General features: G+C 43.9%; 20 protein-coding genes. 6 read left to right on the top strand and 14 right to left on the bottom strand.

Annotation, left to right across the window (positions count from 1 at the left end; genetic code table 11):
• Positions 1–16: 16 nt before the first annotated feature.
• Positions 17–646 (bottom strand): hypothetical protein, encoded by a 630-nt coding sequence (locus F8C76_RS01020; protein WP_152130072.1) that lies wholly within the window; start codon positions 644–646, stop codon positions 17–19.
• Positions 647–933: 287 nt separating this feature from the next.
• Here F8C76_RS01020 and F8C76_RS01015 point away from each other — a divergent pair, with 287 nt between their 5' ends.
• Genes F8C76_RS01015 through F8C76_RS01005 form a run of 3 tightly spaced genes read left to right on the top strand, consistent with a single transcriptional unit; the run spans position 934 to position 3964 of the window.
• Positions 934–2019, top strand: a complete 1086-nt coding sequence (locus F8C76_RS01015; protein ID WP_152130071.1) for an efflux RND transporter periplasmic adaptor subunit — start codon at positions 934–936, stop codon at positions 2017–2019.
• Positions 2016–3278 carry an ABC transporter permease gene (locus F8C76_RS01010; protein ID WP_152130070.1) on the top strand — a complete coding sequence of 421 codons (1263 nt, stop codon included), beginning with the start codon at positions 2016–2018 and terminating at the stop codon, positions 3276–3278. Before F8C76_RS01015 ends, F8C76_RS01010 begins: the two co-directional genes overlap by 4 nt.
• 14 nt (positions 3279–3292) lie before the next feature.
• A complete protein-coding gene (locus F8C76_RS01005) occupies positions 3293–3964 on the top strand; it encodes an ABC transporter ATP-binding protein (RefSeq protein WP_129656239.1) in 672 nt (223 codons plus the stop codon).
• Positions 3965–3971: 7 nt separating this feature from the next.
• Here the strand turns inward: F8C76_RS01005 and F8C76_RS01000 are convergent, their stop codons facing one another.
• The 4 genes from F8C76_RS01000 to F8C76_RS00985 all read right to left on the bottom strand — a co-directional run bounded on the left by F8C76_RS01000 (position 3972) and on the right by F8C76_RS00985 (position 8555).
• Positions 3972–4265, bottom strand: coding sequence for a chaperone modulator CbpM (locus F8C76_RS01000; RefSeq protein WP_152130069.1), 294 nt, complete (start codon positions 4263–4265; stop codon positions 3972–3974).
• Between the two features lies 1 nt (position 4266).
• A complete protein-coding gene (locus F8C76_RS00995) occupies positions 4267–5175 on the bottom strand; it encodes a DnaJ C-terminal domain-containing protein (RefSeq protein WP_129656237.1) in 909 nt (302 codons plus the stop codon).
• 162 nt (positions 5176–5337) lie between these two features.
• Positions 5338–7875, bottom strand: coding sequence for an ABC transporter permease (locus tag F8C76_RS00990; RefSeq protein WP_152130068.1), 2538 nt, complete (start codon positions 7873–7875; stop codon positions 5338–5340).
• 2 nt (positions 7876–7877) lie between these two features.
• Positions 7878–8555: an ABC transporter ATP-binding protein gene (locus F8C76_RS00985; RefSeq protein WP_152130067.1), complete on the bottom strand. Its 678-nt coding sequence runs from the start codon at positions 8553–8555 to the stop codon at positions 7878–7880.
• Between the two features lie 41 nt (positions 8556–8596).
• Between F8C76_RS00985 and F8C76_RS00980 the strand changes: the two genes are divergently transcribed.
• Positions 8597–9298: an arylesterase gene (locus F8C76_RS00980; RefSeq protein WP_152130066.1), complete on the top strand. Its 702-nt coding sequence runs from the start codon at positions 8597–8599 to the stop codon at positions 9296–9298.
• Here the strand turns inward: F8C76_RS00980 and F8C76_RS00975 are convergent.
• The 7 genes from F8C76_RS00975 to F8C76_RS00945 all read right to left on the bottom strand — a co-directional run bounded on the left by F8C76_RS00975 (position 9281) and on the right by F8C76_RS00945 (position 18937).
• Positions 9281–11149 (bottom strand): SulP family inorganic anion transporter, encoded by a 1869-nt coding sequence (locus F8C76_RS00975; RefSeq protein WP_152130065.1) that lies wholly within the window; start codon positions 11147–11149, stop codon positions 9281–9283. The two genes, F8C76_RS00980 and F8C76_RS00975, sit on opposite strands and share 18 nt — an antisense overlap.
• Positions 11150–11165: 16 nt before the next feature.
• The gene (locus F8C76_RS00970; RefSeq protein WP_129656234.1) at positions 11166–11585 is read right to left on the bottom strand and encodes a GreA/GreB family elongation factor; all 420 of its coding nucleotides are present in this window, start codon (positions 11583–11585) and stop codon (positions 11166–11168) included.
• A gap of 43 nt (positions 11586–11628) precedes the next feature.
• The gene (locus F8C76_RS00965) at positions 11629–12921 is read right to left on the bottom strand and encodes a Glu/Leu/Phe/Val family dehydrogenase (protein ID WP_152130064.1); all 1293 of its coding nucleotides are present in this window, start codon (positions 12919–12921) and stop codon (positions 11629–11631) included.
• A 225-nt stretch (positions 12922–13146) separates the two neighbouring features.
• Positions 13147–13752 (bottom strand): MCP four helix bundle domain-containing protein, encoded by a 606-nt coding sequence (locus F8C76_RS00960; RefSeq protein WP_129656232.1) that lies wholly within the window; start codon positions 13750–13752, stop codon positions 13147–13149.
• 350 nt (positions 13753–14102) lie between these two features.
• Positions 14103–15887, bottom strand: a complete 1785-nt coding sequence (locus F8C76_RS00955; RefSeq protein ID WP_211372093.1) for a PQQ-dependent sugar dehydrogenase — start codon at positions 15885–15887, stop codon at positions 14103–14105.
• Between the two features lie 152 nt (positions 15888–16039).
• On the bottom strand, positions 16040–17659 hold the full coding sequence (locus tag F8C76_RS00950; protein WP_152130063.1) for an L-lactate permease: 1620 nt from the start codon (positions 17657–17659) through the stop codon (positions 16040–16042).
• Positions 17660–17695: 36 nt separating this feature from the next.
• Positions 17696–18937, bottom strand: coding sequence for an amidohydrolase/deacetylase family metallohydrolase (locus tag F8C76_RS00945; protein WP_152130062.1), 1242 nt, complete (start codon positions 18935–18937; stop codon positions 17696–17698).
• Between the two features lie 255 nt (positions 18938–19192).
• Here F8C76_RS00945 and F8C76_RS00940 point away from each other — a divergent pair, with 255 nt between their 5' ends.
• Positions 19193–20479, top strand: coding sequence for an Nramp family divalent metal transporter (locus F8C76_RS00940; protein WP_211372092.1), 1287 nt, complete (start codon positions 19193–19195; stop codon positions 20477–20479).
• Between the two features lie 26 nt (positions 20480–20505).
• On the opposite strand, the gene F8C76_RS00935 is transcribed toward F8C76_RS00940, so the two are convergent.
• The gene (locus F8C76_RS00935; protein ID WP_152130061.1) at positions 20506–21138 is read right to left on the bottom strand and encodes a bifunctional 4-hydroxy-2-oxoglutarate aldolase/2-dehydro-3-deoxy-phosphogluconate aldolase; all 633 of its coding nucleotides are present in this window, start codon (positions 21136–21138) and stop codon (positions 20506–20508) included.
• Positions 21135–22145, bottom strand: a complete 1011-nt coding sequence (locus F8C76_RS00930) for a sugar kinase (protein WP_152130060.1) — start codon at positions 22143–22145, stop codon at positions 21135–21137. The genes F8C76_RS00935 and F8C76_RS00930 overlap by 4 nt, the downstream gene beginning before the upstream one ends.
• 494 nt (positions 22146–22639) lie before the next feature.
• On the opposite strand from F8C76_RS00930, the gene F8C76_RS00925 reads away from it, so the two are divergent.
• Positions 22640–23695, top strand: a complete 1056-nt coding sequence (locus F8C76_RS00925; RefSeq protein ID WP_152130059.1) for a PAS domain-containing sensor histidine kinase — start codon at positions 22640–22642, stop codon at positions 23693–23695.
• Positions 23696–23699 lie beyond the last annotated feature (4 nt).

Here is a 23699-nt window from a genome sequence, read left to right as displayed (position 1 = left end):
CTTTGGAATACGTCCATCAATCCCCAAATACCCGATCTTTTTTCATTTGCTCCACTATTCTGGCCACATAATCGTCTACCGTGGATGTGATGTTCTGTGGATCCACAATATCAAACGAGCCTACCCACACCAATGAACGGTCCTCTCCACTGCCCAAATTGTAGATAGCGGTCTCTACATGGTACACTTTGTAATAGGAATAATATTCTGGAGTATAGTATATCCCTTGATAGGTATACCAATAACGACCAAAATGAGGTCTTCTATATCCCAGTTGGTAATAGCTGGACCGATAATCCTCCTTATTGTCCACTCCCTTTACTGCGGATATGACCACGGCATCAAATCCTTCATCCACCAACTGTTGGGTCATTCCCTCTATTTCCTGCATGCTTCTTTCGGTATCGGTAAACTCTTGGCCAATTACTCCATCGCTCACATGGGCCTCTATGCCTTTTTGGACAAAAGCCATACGCAATTCATCTTCAAAAATCTTTCGGGCCGTCAAATTACTGGTCATTCCCACCACCAATAACTTTTCAGGATGGAAGGAAGTAATTTCATTGTTTTTCCAACTATCAACAAAACGGGTGCTGGAGCAGGAAGCCAGTACCCACACACCAAGCAATACAACTATTTTTTTCATGACTTTACTTTTTAAGTAAACCTATCGGATTATAACAATTAGGTCTATGCAAGGTAGGGTACTGGACCGGCATGGAAAATGACTTCCATCATGCCAACACTCTTCAACAAACTGACAGGCATTATGTTACTGCAACAGCAACCCTTGGAAGTTCTATGCAAGTGTCCAGCTGGTTCTGGCCAATCGGTCCTGCTTCCAAGTATTTAAATGATATTGAATCCTGACATAACTCATAGTATTAATACTATTTTTATTGGTAATTTGGAGACTGTTTGACAAAACCCACTATGAGAAAGACACTTCTGTTCATTTTTGGTTCCGCGCTTCTTTTTTCATGTAACCATACTTCAGATAAAACCTATCCAAAAAAAATGTCACTGACCGAATCTGTATATGCTTCGGCAACGGTGCAGCCCGATAGTCTTTACCAAGCTTATTCCATTGTCATGGGAATCCTGGATAAGGTATGGGTTGAAGAGGGTGACGCAGTGGCCAAGGGGGACCGAATCCTTCAAATCACCAATACCTCTCCAGAACTGAACAGAAAAAATGCAGAGCTGTCATTGCGTCTGGCTCGTGAAAATTATAGCGGAAGTGCCGCAGTGCTCAAGGGTATCGAGGATGAAATCCAAGCCGCTGAACTGAAGCTGAAAAATGATTCCATAAATTATTTCAGGCAAAAAAATCTTTGGGACCAAAACATCGGCTCCAAAGTGGAGTACGATACCCGTAAACTGGCCTATGAACTTTCCCAAAACAGCTTGAGCCTGTTGAAACAAAAATACGACCGCACCAAAAATGAACTCGCTACCCAAGTGCAACAAGCCGAAAACACCTATAAATCTTCCCTGACCACTTCTGAGGATTTCACCGTGGTGAGCAAAATAGACGGCAAGGTGTATGCCATTTACAAAAACCCCGGTGAAATCATCAATACGGTTGAACCGGTGGCCGCTGTGGGACGAAGTGATAAATTCATTGTGGAGCTGCTAGTGGACGAAGTGGATATCGTGAAAGTGAAGAACGACCAAAAAGTTTATATCACGTTGGACTCCTACGGTGAGGACGTATTTGAGGCCAAGGTGTATAAAATATATCCCAGAAAGGATGAAAGTTCACAGACCTTCATGGTCGAAGCCATTTTTGTGAATCCACCACCCACTTTGTATCCTGGCCTTTCCGGTGAAGGAAACATTGTCATTGCCCAAAAGGAGGAAGCCCTAACTATTCCCAAGGAGTATCTCATCGGTGCCTCCAAGGTGCTTACCGATGATGGTGAAAAAGATATCACCATAGGCCTCCAAAACATGGAAATGGTTGAAGTCTTGGATGGAATCACTGAAAACACGGCCATTTATATCCCTGAAGAATGACCAACTGGCCCGTAATACTTGGAATTGCCAAAACACATCTTGTTTCCAAGATGAAATCCACCATCACGGCAACTTTGGGGGTCACTTTTGGGATTGGGGCCTACATTACCTTGGTGAGTTTTATGACCGGACTCAATGGCATGTTGGATGATCTGGTGTTGAACCAAACGCCGCATATCCATCTATACAACGAGATACGGCCATCTGAAAAGCAACCTGTGGACCTTTTTAGAGACTTCAAGAACTCTTTCAATGTAGTACGTTCCATTAAACCAAAACAGAGTCAGAAAAAGATACACAATGCCCTGCCCATTTTGGATTATCTGAAACAACACCCCAATGTAAAGGGTGCCACGCCCCAACTCAAGGCCCAGATATTTTATTTATCGGGCAATATTGAGCTTGGGGGCAACTTGGTGGGTGTGGACATCATGGAAGAGGTTCGCCTGTCCAACATTCAGGATAACATTATAGAAGGTTCTCCCAAAGCTTTAAAAAACAATGATAATGGGATTTTGCTCGGGGCCGGACTGGCCGAAAAAATGTCATTATCCCTTGGCGACCGGGTACAGATAAGTACCGTGACAGGAAACATTTTCCCCTTGAAGATTGTGGGGATATACCAAAGTGGTATTGCTGAAATTGACAATATACAGAGTTTTGCCAACCTCAAGACCGTACAACGGATTTTGGGGGAGGCGGAGAATTATGTTACGGACATCAATATTAAACTATTGAATCTGGATGAAGCGGCATTGATGGCGCAACGCTTGGAAAGACAGTTCAATACCAAGGCAGTGGATATCAATGAGGCCAATGCCCAATTTGAGACTGGTTCGGACATACGGAATTTAATCACTTATGCGGTATCCATAACCCTGCTCATTGTGGCCGGCTTTGGCATTTACAATATCCTGAACATGCTCATCTATGAAAAAATGAAGGATATTGCCATTCTCAAGGCCACCGGGTTTTCCGGTAGGGATGTGCAGTACATCTTTATGAGTCAAGCCATGATCATTGGCTCCATTGGGGGTGTTCTGGGACTGTTGATCGGTCTGGCCTTATCAAAAATCATTGACCAGACCCCATTCCATACCGAGGCGCTGCCCACCATAAGTACATTTCCTGTCAATTACAATATGGCCTATTATATCATCGGTATCACCTTTGCATTGATTTCCACATTCATTGCAGGATATATGCCTTCCAAGAAGGCCAAAAAAATTGATCCTGTACGAATCATAAGAGGTACTTAACCAAAACATAGCACTTGGTACTAGAAGCAAAAAATATCAATAAACATTTCCACTTGCCCAAGGATTTTCATGTACTGAAAAACATTTCCTTTGGCGTCAAACAGGGAGAGTTTGCGTCGATCATGGGAAAATCGGGCTCGGGAAAATCGACCTTGCTCTATATTCTGTCCACAATGGATACGGATTACACCGGTGAGCTGTATCTAAGCAAACAATTGGTCACGGGCAAATCGCACAACGAACTATCCAGGATCCGAAACAAATCCATTGGATTTGTATTCCAGTTCCACTATTTGCTTTCCGAATTCAGTGTTTTGGAGAATGTAATGCTGCCCGCTAAAAAATTGGCGGAAAAGTCCTTGGCCGAAATAGAGCATGATGCCCATGAGAAATTGTCCATGCTACATATTGGACATTTGGCCCAACAAAAAGCATCACGGATCTCAGGGGGCGAAAAGCAACGGGTGGCCATTGCGCGGGCATTGATCAATGACCCGGCCATATTGATGGGTGACGAACCCACGGGCAACCTGGACAGTCACAACTCGGAAAATGTGTTCAACATCTTTAAACGGTTGAAAGAAGAACAGGGGTTATCTTTATTGGTGGTTACCCATGATGAGGATTTTGCCAAGAGAACAGACCGTATCATTGAAATGGAGGACGGAATGATCATTAAGCATTGATGCCTACTTATAGGTCAAACCTATCCAACTTTCTTTTAAGTGCCGCCACTTCCTCTTGCAAACCTTCAACCTGTTGTAATAGGTGGTATACCGCCTGTACCCCTTCAGGGTTGATGTCCAATTCTTTGTGAAGACGGACCATTTTTTCAAGAACCGGTAGTTCATCGGTCAAAAGCAAAGCTTCTTCTGCTGAGTCGTCTATTTGTAACAGTTCAAACTCATACATGGAATACACAAAAGATTCCTTCACCCCATGATGCTGGCAAAATGTTTTTACTGATATGTAGTTTTCCTGTTTCATTTTACGCTAGGTTGGTTTTTTCCAAGGCCTCAAATAGGGATTTCTGTTCTTCGGTCAGATTCTTGGGGATGTCGACCGTGTAGGTCAGGAACAAATCTCCAAATACCCCTTCCTTTTTATACTTGGGAAAACCCTTTCCCTTCAATTTTACCTTGGTGCCATTGTTGGTTCCCGGGGCAACTTTCAGCTTTACCTTTCCGGTGAGGGTCTCCACCAAGATCTCACCTCCCAAAACAGCCTTCGTCAATGGTATTTGAACAGCTTTGTACAAATCGGCCCCATCCCTTTTAAAAGCCGTGTTGTTGGTAATGGAAAAGGTAATGTAGAGATCTCCGGCCGGGCCACCTTGGATTCCGGGACCACCATGCCCTTTTATTTTTATGGTCTGTTCATCTTCAATTCCTGCGGGTATGGTCAAACGGATGTTTTTCCCATTCACGGTCAAGGTTTGCTTTTGGGTGGTGTACACGTCCATTAAAGACAATTGTAACTTGGCATGATAATCCTCTCCCCTAAAATGAACTTTTTGCCCTCTTCCGCCAAAACCGGAAGCACCGCCGAACATGGATTCAAAAAAATCCGAAAAATCCTGTTCGGAACCCCCGGCATGGGAATAGGTATATCCCGAGGAACTTCTGGAGCGCCCTTGCGAGCTTGCCCTTTTGGCCTTTTCAAACTCCTCCGCATGCTGCCAATCTTTTCCGTACTGATCGTATTTTTTTCTTTTTTCAGGATCGGAAAGTACTTCATTGGCCTCGTTCACCTTTTTGAAGTTGAGTTCGGCTTCCTTATCGTTGGGGTTAAGATCGGGGTGATACTTTCTGGCCAATTTCCGATACGCTTTTTTAATCGCATCGGCCGTGGCGCTTTTATCAATACCCAGAACTTTATAATAATCTATAAACTCCATGTGTCAATTCAATAAATATAGATTTATGTCCTTCTGCAGTTTCCTGTTCAACCTAAATGGACAGGCACCTTCAAAATAAGCAAAAGTTACTTAAGAAATACATGATGTTTGTCATTGACCAGTCCCACAGTACCGTTTGCATCATATTAAAGATCTATAGCTTCACTCTTTTTCCTTTTTCAAAACGGAAAGGGGGGAATTCCGGATTACTTCTATACTGTTACCCACACCCAAAGCAAATACCAATAGGGTAATTGCCGGAAGAATAATGGCAAACGGTATCCACGAAGGTGCAAAGGCGGTATCGAACAACATATAGGCCAATAGCGAACTGGCCAATACGGCCAACACCACACCCATAAAAGCTCCTAAAAACCCTAAAATGGCATATTCAATGGCTATCATTTGTAAAATCTGACGGCCTTGGGCCCCCAAGGTCCTGAGCAGGGCACTTTGTTTTACGCGCTGGTGCTTACTGCTATAAATTGCCCCCATGAGGACGGCCACTCCCACAAAAATGCTAAAGAATGCCATGAAGTTGATGACCCAACCAATTTTACCCAAAATGTCTTCCAATAGGTTCAGAATACGTTTTAAATCTAAAATAGAAACATTGGGAAACTGGGCCACCAGCTGTTGTTGAAGTTGTGCCGAGCCCAAATCATCCTTTGTTCTGGTGGTCATCACCCCAAACTGCGGTGCTTTTTCCAACACTCCTGCTGGAAATACGACGGAAAAATTGGGTTGCAATCGATTCCAATCCACTTCCCGAACACTTTTAACAATGGTATTCATCAACCTTCCTTGCACATTGAATACCACAGGGTCCCCAACGGTAACCTTGGCCATCTCGGCAAAACTGTTGCTCACTGAAATGGGCACATTGGTGTCGGAATCTACCTTGCCTATCCACTCCCCTTCGGTAATCTGCTCGGATTGGATAAGACTATCCCGGTATGTCACCCTAAATTCATGGTTCAATATCCATCTACTTACTTGGGAGGTGGTATCTTTCCGAATGGCCTCCACTGGTTTGCCATTCAAGGTGGCAACCCGCATGGTTACAATCGGAATCTTATCGATTACGGGTATCCCCGATGCTTCAATGGTATGGGAAACCGCCTCCACTTGTTGACTTTGGATGTCCATAAGGATCATGTTGGCGCTATTGGCCCGATCCTCTATCGCAGCCTTTTCCAACAACATATCCTTGGTAAAGTATAGGGTACTAATCAGAAAGGTTCCTATTCCTATGGACAGTACCAATACCAAGGTCTGGTTTTGCGGTCGGAATAAATTCCGAAGGCTTTGGCGTGGAATAAAGCTCCATGAATGGGGAAAGAATTTTTTCAACATTCCCATAAACAGTCGGGCAATTCCGGTAAGGACCAAAAAGACCACCAACAACCCCAGCACAAAAAACAGGGATCGCATAAGATCACCCAACAACCAAAGGGAAAAACAGAACACGAATAACACAATGCCCAATCCAACGGCTGTGGTGGCCCATTTGGAACGGGATTGGGGTTCTTGTACCACCCGCAAGGTTTGCAGAGGCGAAACGTAAAGGGTTCTCATGAGGGGATATAAGGCAAACAAAATGGACATGGCCAATCCCAAGGAGATTCCCAATACTATACTTTGGAAAGACAGCGTGATCCCTACTTCAACGGGTAACAAATCCCCCAATAATAGGGGAAATAACTGTTGTAGAAAATAAGCCAGGGTCGTACCCAAAAGCCCTCCAATAATACCCATGCAGGCAATTTGCACGAAGAAAATCAAATAACTCTGCCGTTTGGTTGCGCCCAAACATTTGAGCACCGCAATGGATTTTACTTTCATTTGGACATAGATTCCCATTCCACTGGCAATCCCCACACACCCTAAAAGTAGTGCAATAAACCCCACTAGATTAAGGAACTTACCAAAGTTTTCATAGCGCCGCCCCAAGCGTCTTGCTTCGGACAGATGCGTATCCAAATCGGCATCTTCGGCATCAAGGACAGGCTCCAATGTTTCGTTCAACAAGGTCAGATCTTGACCCTCATCCGATTGAAAATAGTATTTATAATCAATCCGGCTCCCCGTCTGGACCAGTCCTGTAGCTTCAATATACCTAAATGGAATAAGCACTGGAGGCGCTATAGCTCCAAATACCGAGGTACTTCCCGGTACATTCTCCAAGGCTCCTCCAATGGGCAGCGTTACAGCACCCAATTTTATGCTATCGCCCACTTTTAAATTAAATTGAAGCATCGTAGTGGCATCCACTAGGGCTTTTCCGGTACCAAAATCATCTGCCGCGGAAACTGGTTTGGTCTCCAACTCACCATAAAAGGGAAAGCCGTCATCAACTCCCCTAACCTCAACTAGTTTGGTCCCATCATGCCCTGGAAAAGCCGCCATGGAGGAGAAATTGATCTCACGCGCATCGGCTCCGCCCAAGGAATCCATAATGCCCATCACCCTATCGTTGACAGGTTTATTGCTTTCAATCACGTAATCGGCTCCCAATAAGGCCTTGGATTGTGAAGCTATATTCTCTTTTAACAACCTACTGAACGAATGTACGCTGACCACAGCGGCCACGCCCAAGGTTATGGAGAACACAAACAACAACAGTTTGCCATAACTTGCCTTCCCATCCCGCCAGGCCATTTTTAAAAGCCAAGAAAATCCGGTGTTGTTCTTTCCCATAATCAACCTACCGTTTCTTCAATCTTACCAGATCGCAATCGTATACTCTTGTCGGTTTTTTGGGCCAAGTCCAGATCGTGGGTCACAATGACCAATGCGGTACCTTGTTCCTTATTGAGTTCAAACAGCAAATTCTCTATTTTGGTTCCGGTTTCATCATCCAGGTTCCCGGTTGGTTCATCTGCAAAAAGTATGGATGGTTTATTCGCGAAAGCACGTGCCAAGGCAACCCGTTGTTGCTCTCCCCCTGACAATTGGGAAGGGTAATGCCCTGACCTATCCTCCAAGCCTACTTTGACCAGTAGTTCCCTACCCTGCTCCGATGCATTTCTGATCCCACGAAGCTCCAGGGGAACAATCACATTTTCCAAAGCGGTAAGTGTGGGCAACAATTGAAAATCCTGAAAAACAAAACCCACATTTTCATTTCTTAAGCGTGCCCTACCATCTTCGTCCAAATCGAACAAGTTGCGATCACAGAGCCATATTTCACCTGCATCGGTGGTATCCAGTCCTGCACACAACCCCAACAAGGTTGTTTTTCCACTTCCCGAGGGACCTACAATGGCAAAGGTTTCACCACGGGACACTTCAAAGGAAACATTGTTGAGTACATTGAGGTCATGTTCACCGCTCCGATAGGTTTTAGAGAGGTTTTGAACTTTTAATATCTTTGACATACACACTTTTGGTTAAAACTCTCAAAATACTAAAATTGACTATGACCATGAAAACCCCATGCTTCCCCAAGCCGTTAATGTTTTGTTATTTTTTGGTGCTGTTACTTGCTGGCTGTGGAGGAAAGACCGCTGGCAACAAAACACAAAATGCTGATACCGAAGTGGAAAGCCAAGCCTCCGAAACTGCACATTCCAACAAGAAAATTCTTTTTTTCGGCGATAGCCTCACCGCGGGTTATGGACTGGAGGAAAGCCAGGCTTTTCCCGCCTTGGTCCAACAAAGAATTGATTCATTGGGATTGAATTATACCGTGATCAACGCCGGATTGAGTGGTGAAACCACAGCCAGTGGGAAAAATCGGTTGGAATGGGTCTTGGAGGATGATGTGGACATCGTTATTATAGAGCTCGGTGCCAATGATGGTCTCCGGGGCATTCCATTGACGGAAACAGAAGCCAATCTGCAAAGCATGGTGGATCATGTGCAAAGTGAACTTCCCAATGCCAAAATCATTTTGGCCGGTATGATGATTCCACCCAACATGGGACCCGAATACACCGGGACCTTTGAGCGCATATTCCCTAAGTTGGCCACATCCGAAGGCATCAATTTGATTCCTTTTCTATTGGAGAATGTGGCCGGAATCCCAGAACTCAACCAAGGTGATGGCATCCACCCTACCGTGGAAGGACAAAAACTGGTTGCCGACAATGTTTGGGAAGTCCTATCGCCCTTGCTCTAAATACATGCTTTTTATGGCAGAGGTGCATTCCGCAAAGCTGCTGAAAATTTGATTTTCGGAAACCAAGGATGGTATCAGCTTAACCCTTTCCATCATATATTTGGGTTGTTCCAAAACCCCCACAAAGAGTACTTTGATATTGGATTTTTTAAGATCCATCACTACATCTTCGAGGGTGTAGAGCCCGGATTGGTCCAAATACTGCATACGGTCCATGCGAATGACCACCGTTGAAGCGGTTTTGGGGATCTGTTTGGCCAATTGTTGAAACTCACTGGTGAACCCAAAAAACAAAGGTCCTTTCAAATGTTTGATAAAGACTTCCTTTTTGAGGTTTTCGGGAAAGTTGACTTCGTCCGCCCAACCTTTTTCTTCCTCCAAGGTTTTTACATCCGACCATTTGGCCGTGAGATCACCCATTTTCTTCATGAACATCAGTGAGGCAATCACTAGACCCACTCCTACAGCATATACGAGGTTCCAAATCGAGGACAATACCATCACCACCAACATGATAATCACCTCGGAGCTGACCTTAAAGGGACCAATTTTGGCATCCCTAGGCAAAAACGGTATGGCCCTTAGCCCTCTATAATCTATTACCCCAATACCGACAGTTACCAAGATTCCTGCCAATACTGCCGCCGGTATTTTTGAGGCTACTGGCCCCAAGGCCAACAATACCACCAACAAAAGAATCCCGGCCATCATTCCTGATAATTTGGTTTTACCTCCCGCATTGATGTTCACCACGGTACGAATGGTAGCACCTGCACCGGGAAGACCCCCAAATAGTGCTGCCACACTGTTTCCCACTCCTTGTCCTATCAATTCCTTGTTGGGCTTATGCTGGGTCTTGGTCATATTATCTGCGACCACAGAGGTCAAAAGGGAGTCTATCGCCCCCAATAGTGCCAGTGTCAACGCGGTAAAAATATAAGGTGCCACCGAATCCAATTTAAACTGTGTGAACATGTCCAGATGAATTACAGGGAAGCCTCCTGGTATCTGTTCAATGGGTCTATACTCCAAGTTCAGTCCATACGCAAAACCCGAAACGACCAATAAGGCTACCAATGCACTCGGAATTGCTGTGGTTATCTTTTTAAAACCATATATGATGGCAATTGTGGCTAGGGCCAAGGCCAGTTCCAGCCAATTGATATTTTGCAATGCCCTCGGGATTATTTTGATAGTACCCATGACACCTGAGGTATCCTTCCCTACCAAGGCCTTGGCCTCTTTTAAAATATGAGCTTCAGAGACTTCACTAGATCGGTCAATGGTTTCCTGAAAATCCTCAAGCACAAGCATTCCTTCCTCTGATTCTTCTTTGAGGATTTTCCTCAGCAGGGTTTCTTGGGCCGCGGGCCTATACTGATCAATAAGTCCTATATCTTCCTTTGGATAGTACCCTACTGAAGGTAAAATCTGCGTGACAATGATGATCACCCCAATGGCTGTCATAAAACCGGAAACAACCGGATAAGGAATATACCGGATATACTTTCCGATACCTACAAGTCCCAATCCAATTTGGATGAGACCCGCCATTAAAAAAACCATCAATATGGCGGGCAAGGCTTTCTCCAAGTTACCATCATTCAATGCCAGAATCCCCGTAACCACCACCATACTCACTGCGGTCATAGGGGCCGTGGGACCTGAAATCTGGGTATTGGTCCCACCAAAAAGTGCGGCAAAAAAGCTGATGAAAATAGCACCATAGAGTCCGGCACTGGGTCCCATTCCAGAACTGACACCAAATGCCAGTGCCAAGGGAAGGGCCACTATCCCTGCGGTAACCCCGCCAAATATATCTCCTCTCAAATTGGAAAAAAATTTCCTCATAGTATTTTATATGTTTTTAGATCATCATGTTTAGGTTGATGGATTCGTTCTCCTGCTCCACATTTTCAATGGTCAGTTTCTGATTGCCCGATGGAAATTCCCATACGAGCGAATCGCCTTTGGCATATCCCATGACGGCGGATCCCATAGGGGTTAAAATTGAAATATGGTTGTTTTTTACATCACTTTTGCTGGGAACCACCAGTTTAAACCTTTTGTGCCATCCATTTTCGGAGAGTATGGTAACGGTTGTATTGAACCGAATGACATCATCCGGCATATCTGCCTCATCCAGAATCTTCGCTGCCTGTAATTCCCCCATCAGCTTCTGAACAGAACTCCTCAGTGTTGTGTCCTTATAATATCCCGAAACGTTCATCAACCTTTTCAAAAGGACATATTCTTTTTTTTCAATTACCAAACTCCCGTATTTCATTGTATTTGTTTTAAAACATTATGGGTACTTATATTTCTTCTCTCTATGGAAAAATACCTCTTTGCACATAGGTTTCTTCGAGTCGCTCAATGGCAATGACAAAAGCCGCTGTGCGCATATCCAGGTTTTTGGATGTTGCCTTATGGACCACCTTGGTGAAGGATTCCCTCATTTTTCTTTCCAACTTTTCCATCACCTCATCCAAATGCCATATTTCGCCATTTCTATTTTGCAACCATTCAAAATAACTTCCTATAACACCACCTGAATTGCAGAGTATGTCTGGAATGATGTCCACCCCCCGTTTTAACAAAATTTCTTCGGCTTTTACATCCGTTGGGCCATTGGCACCCTCTGCAATCAGACTCGCTTTTATATTCGGTGCATTTTCCACCGTAATCTGATTTCCCAAAGCGGCAGGAATGCAGATATCACAATCCAAATCAAAGAACTCGGTGTTCTCTATTGGGCGAGCATCCGAAAAACCCAAAATACTTCCTTTATTGGCCTTTGAATAGTCCAAAAGTTTTTCCGTGGAGATTCCTGTATCATTATGTATGCTACCGTAGGCATCCTGCACCGCAGTAAGTATGGCACCTTCTTTTTCCAGAAAGTAGGCCGCCCAATATCCCACATTACCAAAACCTTGAACGATAAACTTTTTATTCTTCAGATTTACATTTTTATGTTCGGCCCAAAACTTGATGGTCAAGAAAACCCCATAACCGGTTGCCCTGTCCCTCCCTTCGGAGCCACCTGTACCAATAGGTTTTCCGGTAACCACATGCAAATTCTTTGAACGCTCATTGGGAGATTTGGTAGACATATAGGTATCCAAAATCCAGGCCATGGTCTGTGAATTCGTGTTCACATCAGGTGCCGGGATATCCAATTCCGGACCAATATTGTCCCCAAGGGCATAGGTAAATCTTCTGGTAATGCGCTGCAGTTCATCTTGGGAATATTTTGTTGGGTCCAGTTGAATACCTCCTTTGGCTCCACCATAGGGCAATCCAGCCAAGGAAGTCTTCCAGGTCATCCACATGGCCAAGGCCCTTGCTGCATCAATATCCACCGTATGGTGGTACCGTAATCCACCTTTGTATGGCCCAAGGGCATTATTGTGCTGTACGCGGTAGCCCGTAAATATTTCCACTTCTCCATTATCCATCCGAACCGGAAAGTGGACAATAAATTCATTGTTGGTCACTTCAAGGATCTTGCGGATATTCTTGTTCAATTCTATAATGTCCGCAGCGTTGTTGAACTGCCTCATGACATTATCCAACATCCCTTGTTTGGGTTGTTTTTTTCTCGATGTTATTGTCGTTGTCATTTGATGGATTTTAATTGTATTGAACACTTAACTATTACTCATTTCATCGGTGACCATAAGGGTAGTACCAGTGCCATTGTACCGATGGACGTATTCATTGCAGAGTTGGATATTGGACCTATCCCGGCTCAAAGAGCAATAAGTTGCATACCTACATGTAGAGCATAAGCTCCTAACCAATTCTTTCATGGGTTATATAAATTTTAGTGATGTATAGGTGGAATTTCAGCGGATGGTTTCTAAAACCTTGACCGGATAGAATACCAATATTAAAATGGATACGCCAATTATGGTCAAGAATGCTATCTCCAGGTTTGATAACATCTTATTGACCCTTAAGTTTTTTTCGGAAAGCTGGGTCAACACCCCACCCTGTTCCAGTTGAATCTTTTCAAGGCCATCCAAGGTTTTGTGTATTCGATCCAACTGATCCAATGCCTTGACTTTTTCAGCTTGCGAAACAGTTTTGGTCGAAATGGCCAATTCCAAGGGCTCCAATCCTGAGAATTGATGGTCCAATTGTTTCAGTAACCTGGCCTCATCGCGGGTCAATTTGGTTTTGGAAAAATCGTTTAACAAAACTTTGATATCCTTATTCTCCTCCAAATTTTCACCTTTTATAAAGGCTATTTCCTTTTCATGGGCCATATCCTGCAATTGATAGATATAGTCCTGCACCACTATCCGGTCATCATATATGGATTTAACGGTTTCCTGGATGGTGGAAAAATATTTCCTATCCAACAAATTGGAAGCCAAAACCAGCAAAAAAGCCGTTGCCAGAACAAAGCCCACTTGTATCCGTTGTCGTATTGAGAGTTTACCTACCATATTTCCATTTTAAGTTCCATTGTATGATTTGTCCATTCCCTTGGAATTTTAAGCACCGTCCCTCATTTGATTACCATTTGAGGATTTTTGGAAACTACTTATCCAAAATCCGTGGAAAAATCAAGTTTCAAAACGCATGGTATTCTATTTGGCAAAGTCCATGCCTTAAAAACCGAAAAATGAGATACTCTCATAAAAACCTGAAAATCAATTTTTTATGATAAATAAAAAATATAGAACTTAGAGGAGACCGGGGAGAAACTCCCCGGTCGGGAGAATTTTAACCTATTTGGTAGCGTCCATACGCTAAGCCAAATTCAAAATACATGTGGCTACCTAAAACAGGAGCTTTATTTTTTATCGGTGGTTTCCTTTCTTATTTTTTCAACATCAAGAGCGCTCACCGGGGGCGATTCATTGCCAAAAGCTTTACGCACATAGGTAAGGATGGAGGCAATGGCATGATCGTCCAAATGACTATTGGCAGGCATTAGGCCATCATATGATTTTCCATTAACCTCTATTCGGCCTTGGATTCCGTTGAGGACCACATCGATCAGTTTGCTCTCATCGCCCATTACCCATTCTGAATCTCGAAGAGGTGGAAAACGATTGTTATCCCCTTTGCCATCGCCTTGGTGACAGGCAGCACAATAGGTATTGTATAGTATCCTTCCACTATGAAGATCTCCTTCGGAAATAACATCTTTTACGGGATCCGGATCTTTAATGTAAGACTTGGTTTGTTTTATTTCCTCCATTGATGCCAGCTGCTCCCTTCCAAAACCAGATTTGTCGCCATGGTACATAATCCTCCAGATCTTTCCCTTGTTGGATTCACTTATATAAAGCGAACCATCAGGGCCTGTAGAAAGCCCCATAGGTCTATATATGGCATCACTGGTATTGGCGACCACTTCCAAATTGGCAAAACCATCTGCAAAAACCTCCCATTCCCCGGTTGATTCCCCATTTTCATCAAAGGGAACAAAACAAACCACAAACCCGGCTTGGGGATAAGGGGCTCTATCCGTTGATCCATGGAAGGCAATAAATGCCCCATTTTTATAGCGATCGGGGAATTGATTCCCATCGTAGAACAAAACATCCATAGGGGCCCAGTGTCCTGGAAAGCCTATTACGGGCTCATCAAACTGGGCGGCCCTACCAATGGTTTCCCCATCACCGCCATATCCTGGTTGCAAGACGTTCTTCTTCTTCATATGATCATAGTAGGCATAAGGCCATCCATAATTGGATCCTTCGGTTACCTTCATCAGCTTTTCTGAAGGAAGCACAGCGGCCTGCCACTTGGAGTAAACATCCGGGAACATGGTATGGAAGTTGTCAATTCCATTGCCCACGGCATACAGACTTTTATCCTTTGGGTTCCATTTCATCCCAACAACACTTCTGATACCTGTGGCAAACTTTGTCCCGTCTTCTTGGGTGAGTCCTATTTTGTTGGCCTCGAATTGCCATATTCCGGCATGCATTTCCAGTTCAGGGCAAGGCTCCAATCCTTTTCCATTGGGGATGCCTACCGGTCCGTAAAGTGCCATGTCCTGACAGGCATCGGAGGGGCTTCCAAAAGGAACGTACATATGTCCTTCATCATCAAACGCGACCGGCTTGGTGGTATGCCAATTTCTTCCCACGTTGGGATCCATATCCGTAAGTACCAGCTCGGTCTCACTAATTGGAACCAATTCTCCCTCTTTTATCTTGTTTCTGTAAATGAATTTTCGTGTGCTGGTATATAAATATCCATCATGTATGGTAATCCCAGTGGCTCCCCTGCCCTTTTCAATAAAATTCCCAAAGTGTACAATACTGTCCGCTTTACCATCTTGATCCAGATCTCGTAAGGCAATGGTTCCCTTCCCGTCTTTGGAATTGCTCAATTGGGCATAAATGTCGCCCGTTTCACTGACCGTAATATGTCTTGTACGCCCAATACTATCAACCACTACCAATGCTTCAAATCCGTTCGGAAGGAACAGTCCGCCATTATCCAGGTCTCCTTTTAGGACAACTTCATTGGTTTTTGGTGTGCACTGGAACAGCGCCAACGAAAGAAATGTAAGGGCCGCCATCGGAGCCATTCCTCTCATCATTTTACTTTTCGAATTCATTTAGTTTTGATGTTATAGTGGTTATTTAGTCAATCCATTTTGCGGCCAAATCATACCCTCCCTGCACTCGGTTTATGAAACTATCAGCATGATAAATCTTGGCCAGATTTATATTTCGGTAAACCGGCTTACCCTGCCCAAAACTCTTTGCCTCACCATATTGGAACAATCCACTTGACCACATATGCCTGTCCCAAAGTGATCAAGCAAATCAGTAGGAGCATTATCAGACTATGTTTTAACGTATACCTAAAAAGTTGGGCTTCCTTACCTATCAATCCCACGGCAGCAGTACCTACAGCGATGGATTGTGGTGATATCATCTTTCCGACCACACCTCCCGAAGTATTTGAAGCTACGGTCACCAGAGGGTCTACCCCGATTGTTTTTGCCGTTTCATATTGGAGCTTACCGAACAATGCGTTGGAAGAAGTATCGGAGCCCGTCACAAAAACACCCAGCCAACCAAGGATTGGGGCAAAGAATGGGTATAAAACTCCCGTGTTCGCCAACACCAAGGCAATTGTAATTACAATCCCCGAATCATTCACCACATAGGCAAACCCCAAAATGGCCGAAACGGTAATGATGGGCAACTTTAATTGCTTTAGGGTTTCCCCGAAGAGTTTTAAGCCCTCCTTGAACTTCATCCCCGATATGGGTATGGACAATAGTGCGGTGATCAAAATAGCGGTTCCAGCTGCTGATAAATAGTTGAATTTGTACGAATGGGGTATCTTATTTCCCTGACCATCCACAATTACATTGTGCAGTCCTGTTATATCAAACTTGAACGTACCGATCACATCCAGCTTTTCCTTGACGGGACCCAAACCCCAAATGATTATCAATACGGCCAGTATCACAAAAGGTGACCAGGCCCTAGCAATCTGTTTTTTGGAAAAGGTGCCTTCCGAAGCGTGTGTTTCTGGGTCTTCATTGGCAAATCTCCATATATTCTTGGGTTTCCAAAATTTCAAAAAAACAATAAGACAGATTATGGAACCCAGTCCGGCAATAATATCTGGAAGTTCCGGGCCCAAAAAATTGGAGGAGAACCATTGTAAAAAAGCAAAAGATACCCCGCAAACCAATATGGCAGGAAAAACCTCCTTTGATTTTTTAAACCCGCATACCAGCATCGTCAGATAAAATGGAAGCACCAAGGAGAGGATTGGCAACGTTCGACCTACCATTTGAGAGATGGCCATTTCAGGTATTCCCGAAACCTGTGAAGCCACTGTTATGGGAATACCGATAGCGCCGAATGCCACAGGAGCTGTATTGGCAATCAAACAAATTCCTGCCGCATAGAAAGCATTGAATCCAAGGCTTACCAACATGGCAGCCGTAATGGCCACTGGCGCGCCAAATCCTGCAGTTCCCTCCAAAAAAGAACCAAAGGCAAAGGCTATCAACAAGGCTTGTAATCTCCGGTCCGAGGTAATCGAGGCCATGGAGTGTTTTATAATTTCAAACTGGCCGCTTTTTACAATGATGTTGAACAGGTAAATCGTAGTTACCACAATCCAGCAAATGGGAAACAGGCCGTATAAGACACCATGTCCGAAGGACAACAATGCCAACTTTACCGGCATGCCATATATGAACACCGCAACTAAGATTGCCATTAAGGCGGCATATAAACTAGCCTTATGCCCTTTCATCTTTTTTACGGCCAAAGCCCAAAAGATGGTGCCTATGGGAATTAGGGCAATCAACAAAGACCATACAATATTGTCAAACGGGTCTACAACTTGGTTCCAGTTCATGGGTCAAAACTTAAGGTTACCGATCATTTCCAAGTTTTACATTCTTGGAACCCCACTGATCACCCTTGGAAGTGGTGATGTAAGTCCGTTCAAATCATAAAAGACCCTACCACCTTTTATGGTCACTTGACATTCAAACTTTTTGGTGCCCGACATTTTTTCTCCTCGCTGATCATAAAACCCAAACTTACCGTCACGGATATTGAAGATGGCCACATCGCCTTCGGACCCTATGGAAAGATTCCCTAATTGAGGTCTTTTTATGGTTTCCGCAGGTTTCCAGGTCACGGCGGTGATGATATCTTCCAGACCCATGCCCAAAGCCATAAACTTGGACATAATACTCATAATGTCCTTCATTGCGGCATTCATGCTACCGCCATGGAGGTCGGTACTGATGACATCTGGAAAAAAGCCATCCTTGGTTCCTGGAATGGCATTGGCGTACATGAAACTTGCTCCTCCATACCCCACATCAAATATGAGACCTCTTTGGCGAGCCTCCCTTACAAAAGGTTTTACCTTGTTGATCAGGGTATCAATAATGGGCCGGCCATAGGTATGTGTGAAAATATCTCCCGGTCGGAAACGGCGTAGAACCTCATCTTCCAATTTACCATCCAGCATCACGGGAATGTTTCCAGCCATGTTCCCAGCTTGGATAGCTCGATCTATGGGCACAAAATAATCTTCGCCATCCCCTCTAAAATGTGCCACTTTAAACCCTACGATCAAATCAGGATACGTTTTGGCCATCAGGGCACTTAGTTTTGCATCCATATCGTAGGTGTCTTGTTCCCACGCCCCACCTTTCATTCCTTCTCCCACAATATTGAGAAATGCCAGAACCCGGGTATGTGATCGATCAATGGTCTGCTCCTTGAATGTCTTAAAGGACTTCCATCCCGCACTTCCCGCATCGACCATGGTGGTAACCCCATTCCGAAAAGTAAATCCATCCGGGGATACCGCATAAAAACTGTTTCTGAGATAATGGCCATCCTCCACACCAAAGAATCCATGGGCATGCATATCCACAAGTCCCGGAACTACATACAAACCCTTGGCATCCACGGTTCTTTTGGCCCGTTTCCCATTTATTTTTTTGGAAACCAAGGCAATCTTGCCATCTTTTATGGCAACATCCATCGGTTCGTTGATATCATTTTTTGGGTCGATCACATGCCCCCCCAGTACGGCAATATCAAATTCTTGGGCTGTGATACCATGACTGGCATACATACAAAAAAGCAGAAGTACAATAATTTTTCCTCTCATTCTTCAATTAGGTTGTTTGATGGGTCACTTAAAATTCATTCCTGTTCAATATACTACATGTCCTTGATCTACAGCCTCTTTTTTTCCGATTCCGTTATCATTTAAGAGGTCTTTTTTTGAGGTTATGCCTCCCTGATAACATTTTTGATCGGCATTGTTGAAGCCATAACTAAACTTTGGCCCGGAGCGATGCAATTTCCGTGGAACGAGATACAAATGTGATTATATTTATCACGCACATAAAATGACAACAGTTTGGAAAACACAAAACCAGGGAGCAACCCCACCCGGAAAACCTCCATTATTTATAAACTTTGGGCCATCCTATTATCTGTAGGACCCGGAATTTTTTGCATTGGATATACCATAGGAACAGGAAGTGTTACGGCAATGATCAAAGCCGGTAGTATGTATGGTATGCAATTGCTTTGGGTGTTATGCCTTAGTGCGTTTTTCTCTTGGATACTCATGGATGCATACGGCCGTTTTGCCGTAGTGACCGGAAAAACTGCCATAAATGCCTTTAAAAATTACTTGAAATGGGGTAAACCCCTTGCCATAGTGACCATTGCAGGGGTGGTCATGGGACAGTGGAGTTCCCTTTCCGGGATATTGGGACTCACCAGTAACGCCCTTTATGAATTCATGCGCATGTTTTTTCCCAGCTTGAACGAGGAGAACTATTGGGCCGTACTGGGCATATCCATCTTGCTCATTATCATCATGTATATTTTTCTACTGGTAGGGAAATACTCATTCTTCGAAAAAATATTGGTCATTTTCGTGACCCTGATGGGCTTATCCTTTATCCTTTCCATGTTTATGGTCTTACCATCCACGGAGGATATCGTGAAGGGACTGATTCCCCGAATTCCCCCTGGTGGAAATTTAATGGTGGCCGCCTTTGTTGGAACCACCATGGCTGCCCCAACCTTTGTGGTACGTCCTATCTTATTGAAGGAAAAGGGATGGGGCATTTCCAATTTGAGTGACCAGCGAAAGGATGCCATGGTCTCCGCGATTTTTCTTTTGACCATTTCCGCCACCATAATGATCGCTGCCACGGGGGCCTTGTTCTATGATGGAAAAGTGGTCACCAATGTACTGGACATGGTTCAGGCCTTGGAACCCGTAGCTGGCAAAATGGCCGTGGCCGTATTTATGATGGGTGCCATGAGTGCGGGGATATCTTCCATATTTCCAATCTTAATGGTACTGCCTCTATTGATCAGTGACTACAAGAGTGGAAAAATGGAGACCAACACCCCTACTTTTAAGATTTTGGTAGCGGTAGCCTGTTTGGTAGGACTGATTGTTCCTATACTGGGAGCCAACCCTATAATTGCCCAAATAGCCACTCAAGTGGCCAACGTTTTTGTGCTTCCCTTGGTCATAGGTGGGATTATTGTATTGATCAACAGCAAAAAACTTATGGGAAGCCAAAGGGCAAGTGTGTTGATGAACATCGGTCTGGTCACCGCATTCTGCTTTTCACTGATCATATCCTATAAGGCGGTCATTGCACTCAATGACTTCTTTTGACATAATTCAGGAAAAGACGGAATATATCATTGACAGGCTTCAATCTGCTCTATGAAACTTTTGGCTTTTTGAGTTATTTCATTTGGGTTTCCGGGGTCACCCATTTTGGTAAGCTCGCTGCCAATCCCAAAACCATCGGCACCGGCCATCATCCATTCCTTGATGTTATCGGTGCTTATTCCACCCACCACAAAAAATTTCAGAGTATTCAATGGTCCTTTTATGGCCTTGAAATAATCCAACCCAAAAATCCCTGCCGGGAATAGTTTAATAATGTCGGCCCCATGCTCATGGGCCATACAAACTTCTGAAGGCGTCAGTGCCCCCATGATTACAGGAACACCGTGGGAGTGAGCCAACGGAATCATGGATACCTCTACGTTTGGCGTCACCAAAAACTGGGCCCCGGCCTCTATGGCTTGCTGGGCCAAGGTCTTGTTGGTCACTGTTCCCGCTCCAACCAAAACATTGGGGTATAACGTTCTAGCATTCCGGATTTCCTCTAAGAACCCCGGGGTATTGGAGGTGATTTCCAACGCTTTGACCCCACCTTCCACCAGTGCACGTACTATGGGTTGAACTTCTTGCTGATTTTTTTGCCTAATGATGGCCACCAATTTCTCCTTTTCAAGCAAGGAGGTGATTTCCTGTTTGTTCATCGCAGTACGTGTCCTTGTATGTTTCCGTTCATTATCGAGTTTATTTCTGCCTCACTACTGGTGTGCTGGTCTCCTTTAATGGTGTGTTTAAGGGCAAAGGCCGCTGTGGCAAAATCCAAGGATTTTTGGGTATCCCACTGATTTCCCAAACCATGCAAAAGTCCGGCAGCAAATGAATCACCTGTACCAAAACGATCGGTAATGGCAACTTCATAGCTGGGCCCAGACAGTATTTCTCCATTATCTATGCGAAGTAATCCCGATAAACGGTTTTTACTTGCGGAAAAATGATCACGAACGGTAAAGGCAATATTCGAGACTCCCAGAAGTCCTACCGCCTCTTCTATGGCGTCCAAGGATTTTTCCATGGTGTCCTGTCCGTTGGGTTCATATCCAAATACGTCCTGCAACATGCCATAGTTACCCAAAAGCAAATCGGTATTCTCCAGTATGGGCAAGTACACTTTTCTGGCCTCTGAGGAAGACGTCCATAACGTCCTTCTAAAATTGGGGTCAAAAGCAACTTTCACACCCAGTTTATGGGCCGTTTCCGCTGCTTTGATGGTTTCCAATGCACAATTCTTGGAAAGTGCAGGTGTAATCCCCGAAATAAAGAGCCATTCTTTGTCCGCAAGGATTCGGGACCAGTCAAACTCCTGATCGGAAATTGTGCTGATTGCAGAATCCTTTCTATCGTAAATAACCTTGGAAGGTCTAATGGAGCTTCCCACTTCTATAAAATAGATTCCTATTCTATTTCCCCCAAAGCGTATGTTGTCAACAGTAACACCATAAGACAAGAGAGAGCCGCTTGCAGCCCTTCCCAAATCATTATCGGGCAGCTTGGTCACAAACTGGACTGAATTTCCCAAAACACCCAATGAAGAGGCCACATTTGACTCGGAACCAGCAAAGTTCATCTCCATGTAGTTGGAAGAACCGATTTTACACCCTCTTTCCGAAGGGGTGAGCCGCAATAAAATTTCACCAAATGTTACAAAACCCATAGTCTTGGTTTAAGGGTTGGTTCAAATCCCAATAAAAATGTTCCCGTAAAAGAAGCTTTAGTTTTAGTATATCGCATAGAAGTTACATTGAATCCTTAAAATTATGAATCTATCCCGTAGATGCCAACAAATTCGATACATCTAACACTACTGTTATTTTCGGTTATTATATAACCGAAAAATGGACCACTGTACAACATACTTTCCATTACCATAAAAAATCCAAGTGCTATCGATTATCCCGGGAAAAATGGAATACAATAAAACTCCAAATCGTTAAATCCTTTTAGGGATATTTCCTTACTGATCGGTTTTATATAATTTTAGTGTTGATAAAATAAAATGGCCGTAGAACTGTTTTATTCTTGCAACAAATATTTTTAATGGAGTTTGGCGTGCTTGCCGTTACTCTTGACATCATCCAATCAATCCAAAAGATTTATTTGGTCAACCCACTGAAGTAATACCAAATAGGAACAAGTAACCAACCACAGATGAATCCAACACTAGAACCATTCTTTAACCAGTCTTTGGATGGTCTTTGCATTGCCGATTATGAAGGGTACTTCGTAAAGGTAAACCCCTCGCTTAAATCACTTTTGGGATATTCGGAGGAGGAATTGAAATCAAGGTTGATCTCCAGTTTCATCCACCCCAAGGATAGGGAAATAACCGCCGGACATCGAGAAAAATTATTGAAAAACAAGCCGCTGACCAACTTTGAAAACAGATATATCACCAAATCTGGAGAGCATATTTGGCTGCATTGGACCTCAATACCCGTATCAAAAAAAGGGCTGATCTATGCCATAGCCAGGGATGTTACCCACACCAAGAGATTGGAACAGGAGCGCATCAACCATCTGGACCAACTATCCAGGGTAAATAAAACCCTCAGGCAACAAAATTATGCCACACCCCATGACCTACGATCCCCACTCAACAACCTATTGTCCCTCCTCAATTTGATAGACCTTACCAAGATCAATGATAAGGACACTGTTGAAATATTGGACTTGATATCGCTTTCCGCAGAAGGTTTGAAGAACTCCCTGAATTCTTATTTGGATGCGTTGAAGCAAAGAGAAGCCCCAATAGAAAAACTGGAACAAGTTCGTCTGGACCTAACATTCCAAAAAGTCAAAAGTTCCATTGGCTCATTGATACAAAAAGAAGGGGTGGTCTTCCATACCGATTTTTCGGAAATGGAACAAGTTGCGTTCAAGGAACGGTTCATGGAAAGTATTTTTCTTAATCTTATAACCAATTCCATAAAATATGCCCAACCCAATATTCCCCCTGTCATCTGCATTATGGCCAGGGAAGACCATGGTAAGAAAACCATTGTCTACACGGACAATGGTATTGGAATAGATTTGGAAAAAATGGGCAATTCAATTTTTGAGATTAGTGAGAAGAACAATGGCAACCAAGATAGCAAGGGTGTGGGGCTCTATTTGGTGAAAAGCCACATCACCAGTCTTGGGGGAAGCATTAAGGTTGAAAGTAAGGTTGACCAAGGCACTACTTTCACCCTAATTTTTAAATAAACCT

This window comes from Flagellimonas olearia (genome assembly GCF_009184425.1).
GTDB classification, from domain to species: Bacteria; Bacteroidota; Bacteroidia; order Flavobacteriales; family Flavobacteriaceae; genus Flagellimonas; species Flagellimonas olearia.
This window is presented reverse-complemented; position numbering and strand designations above follow the sequence as displayed.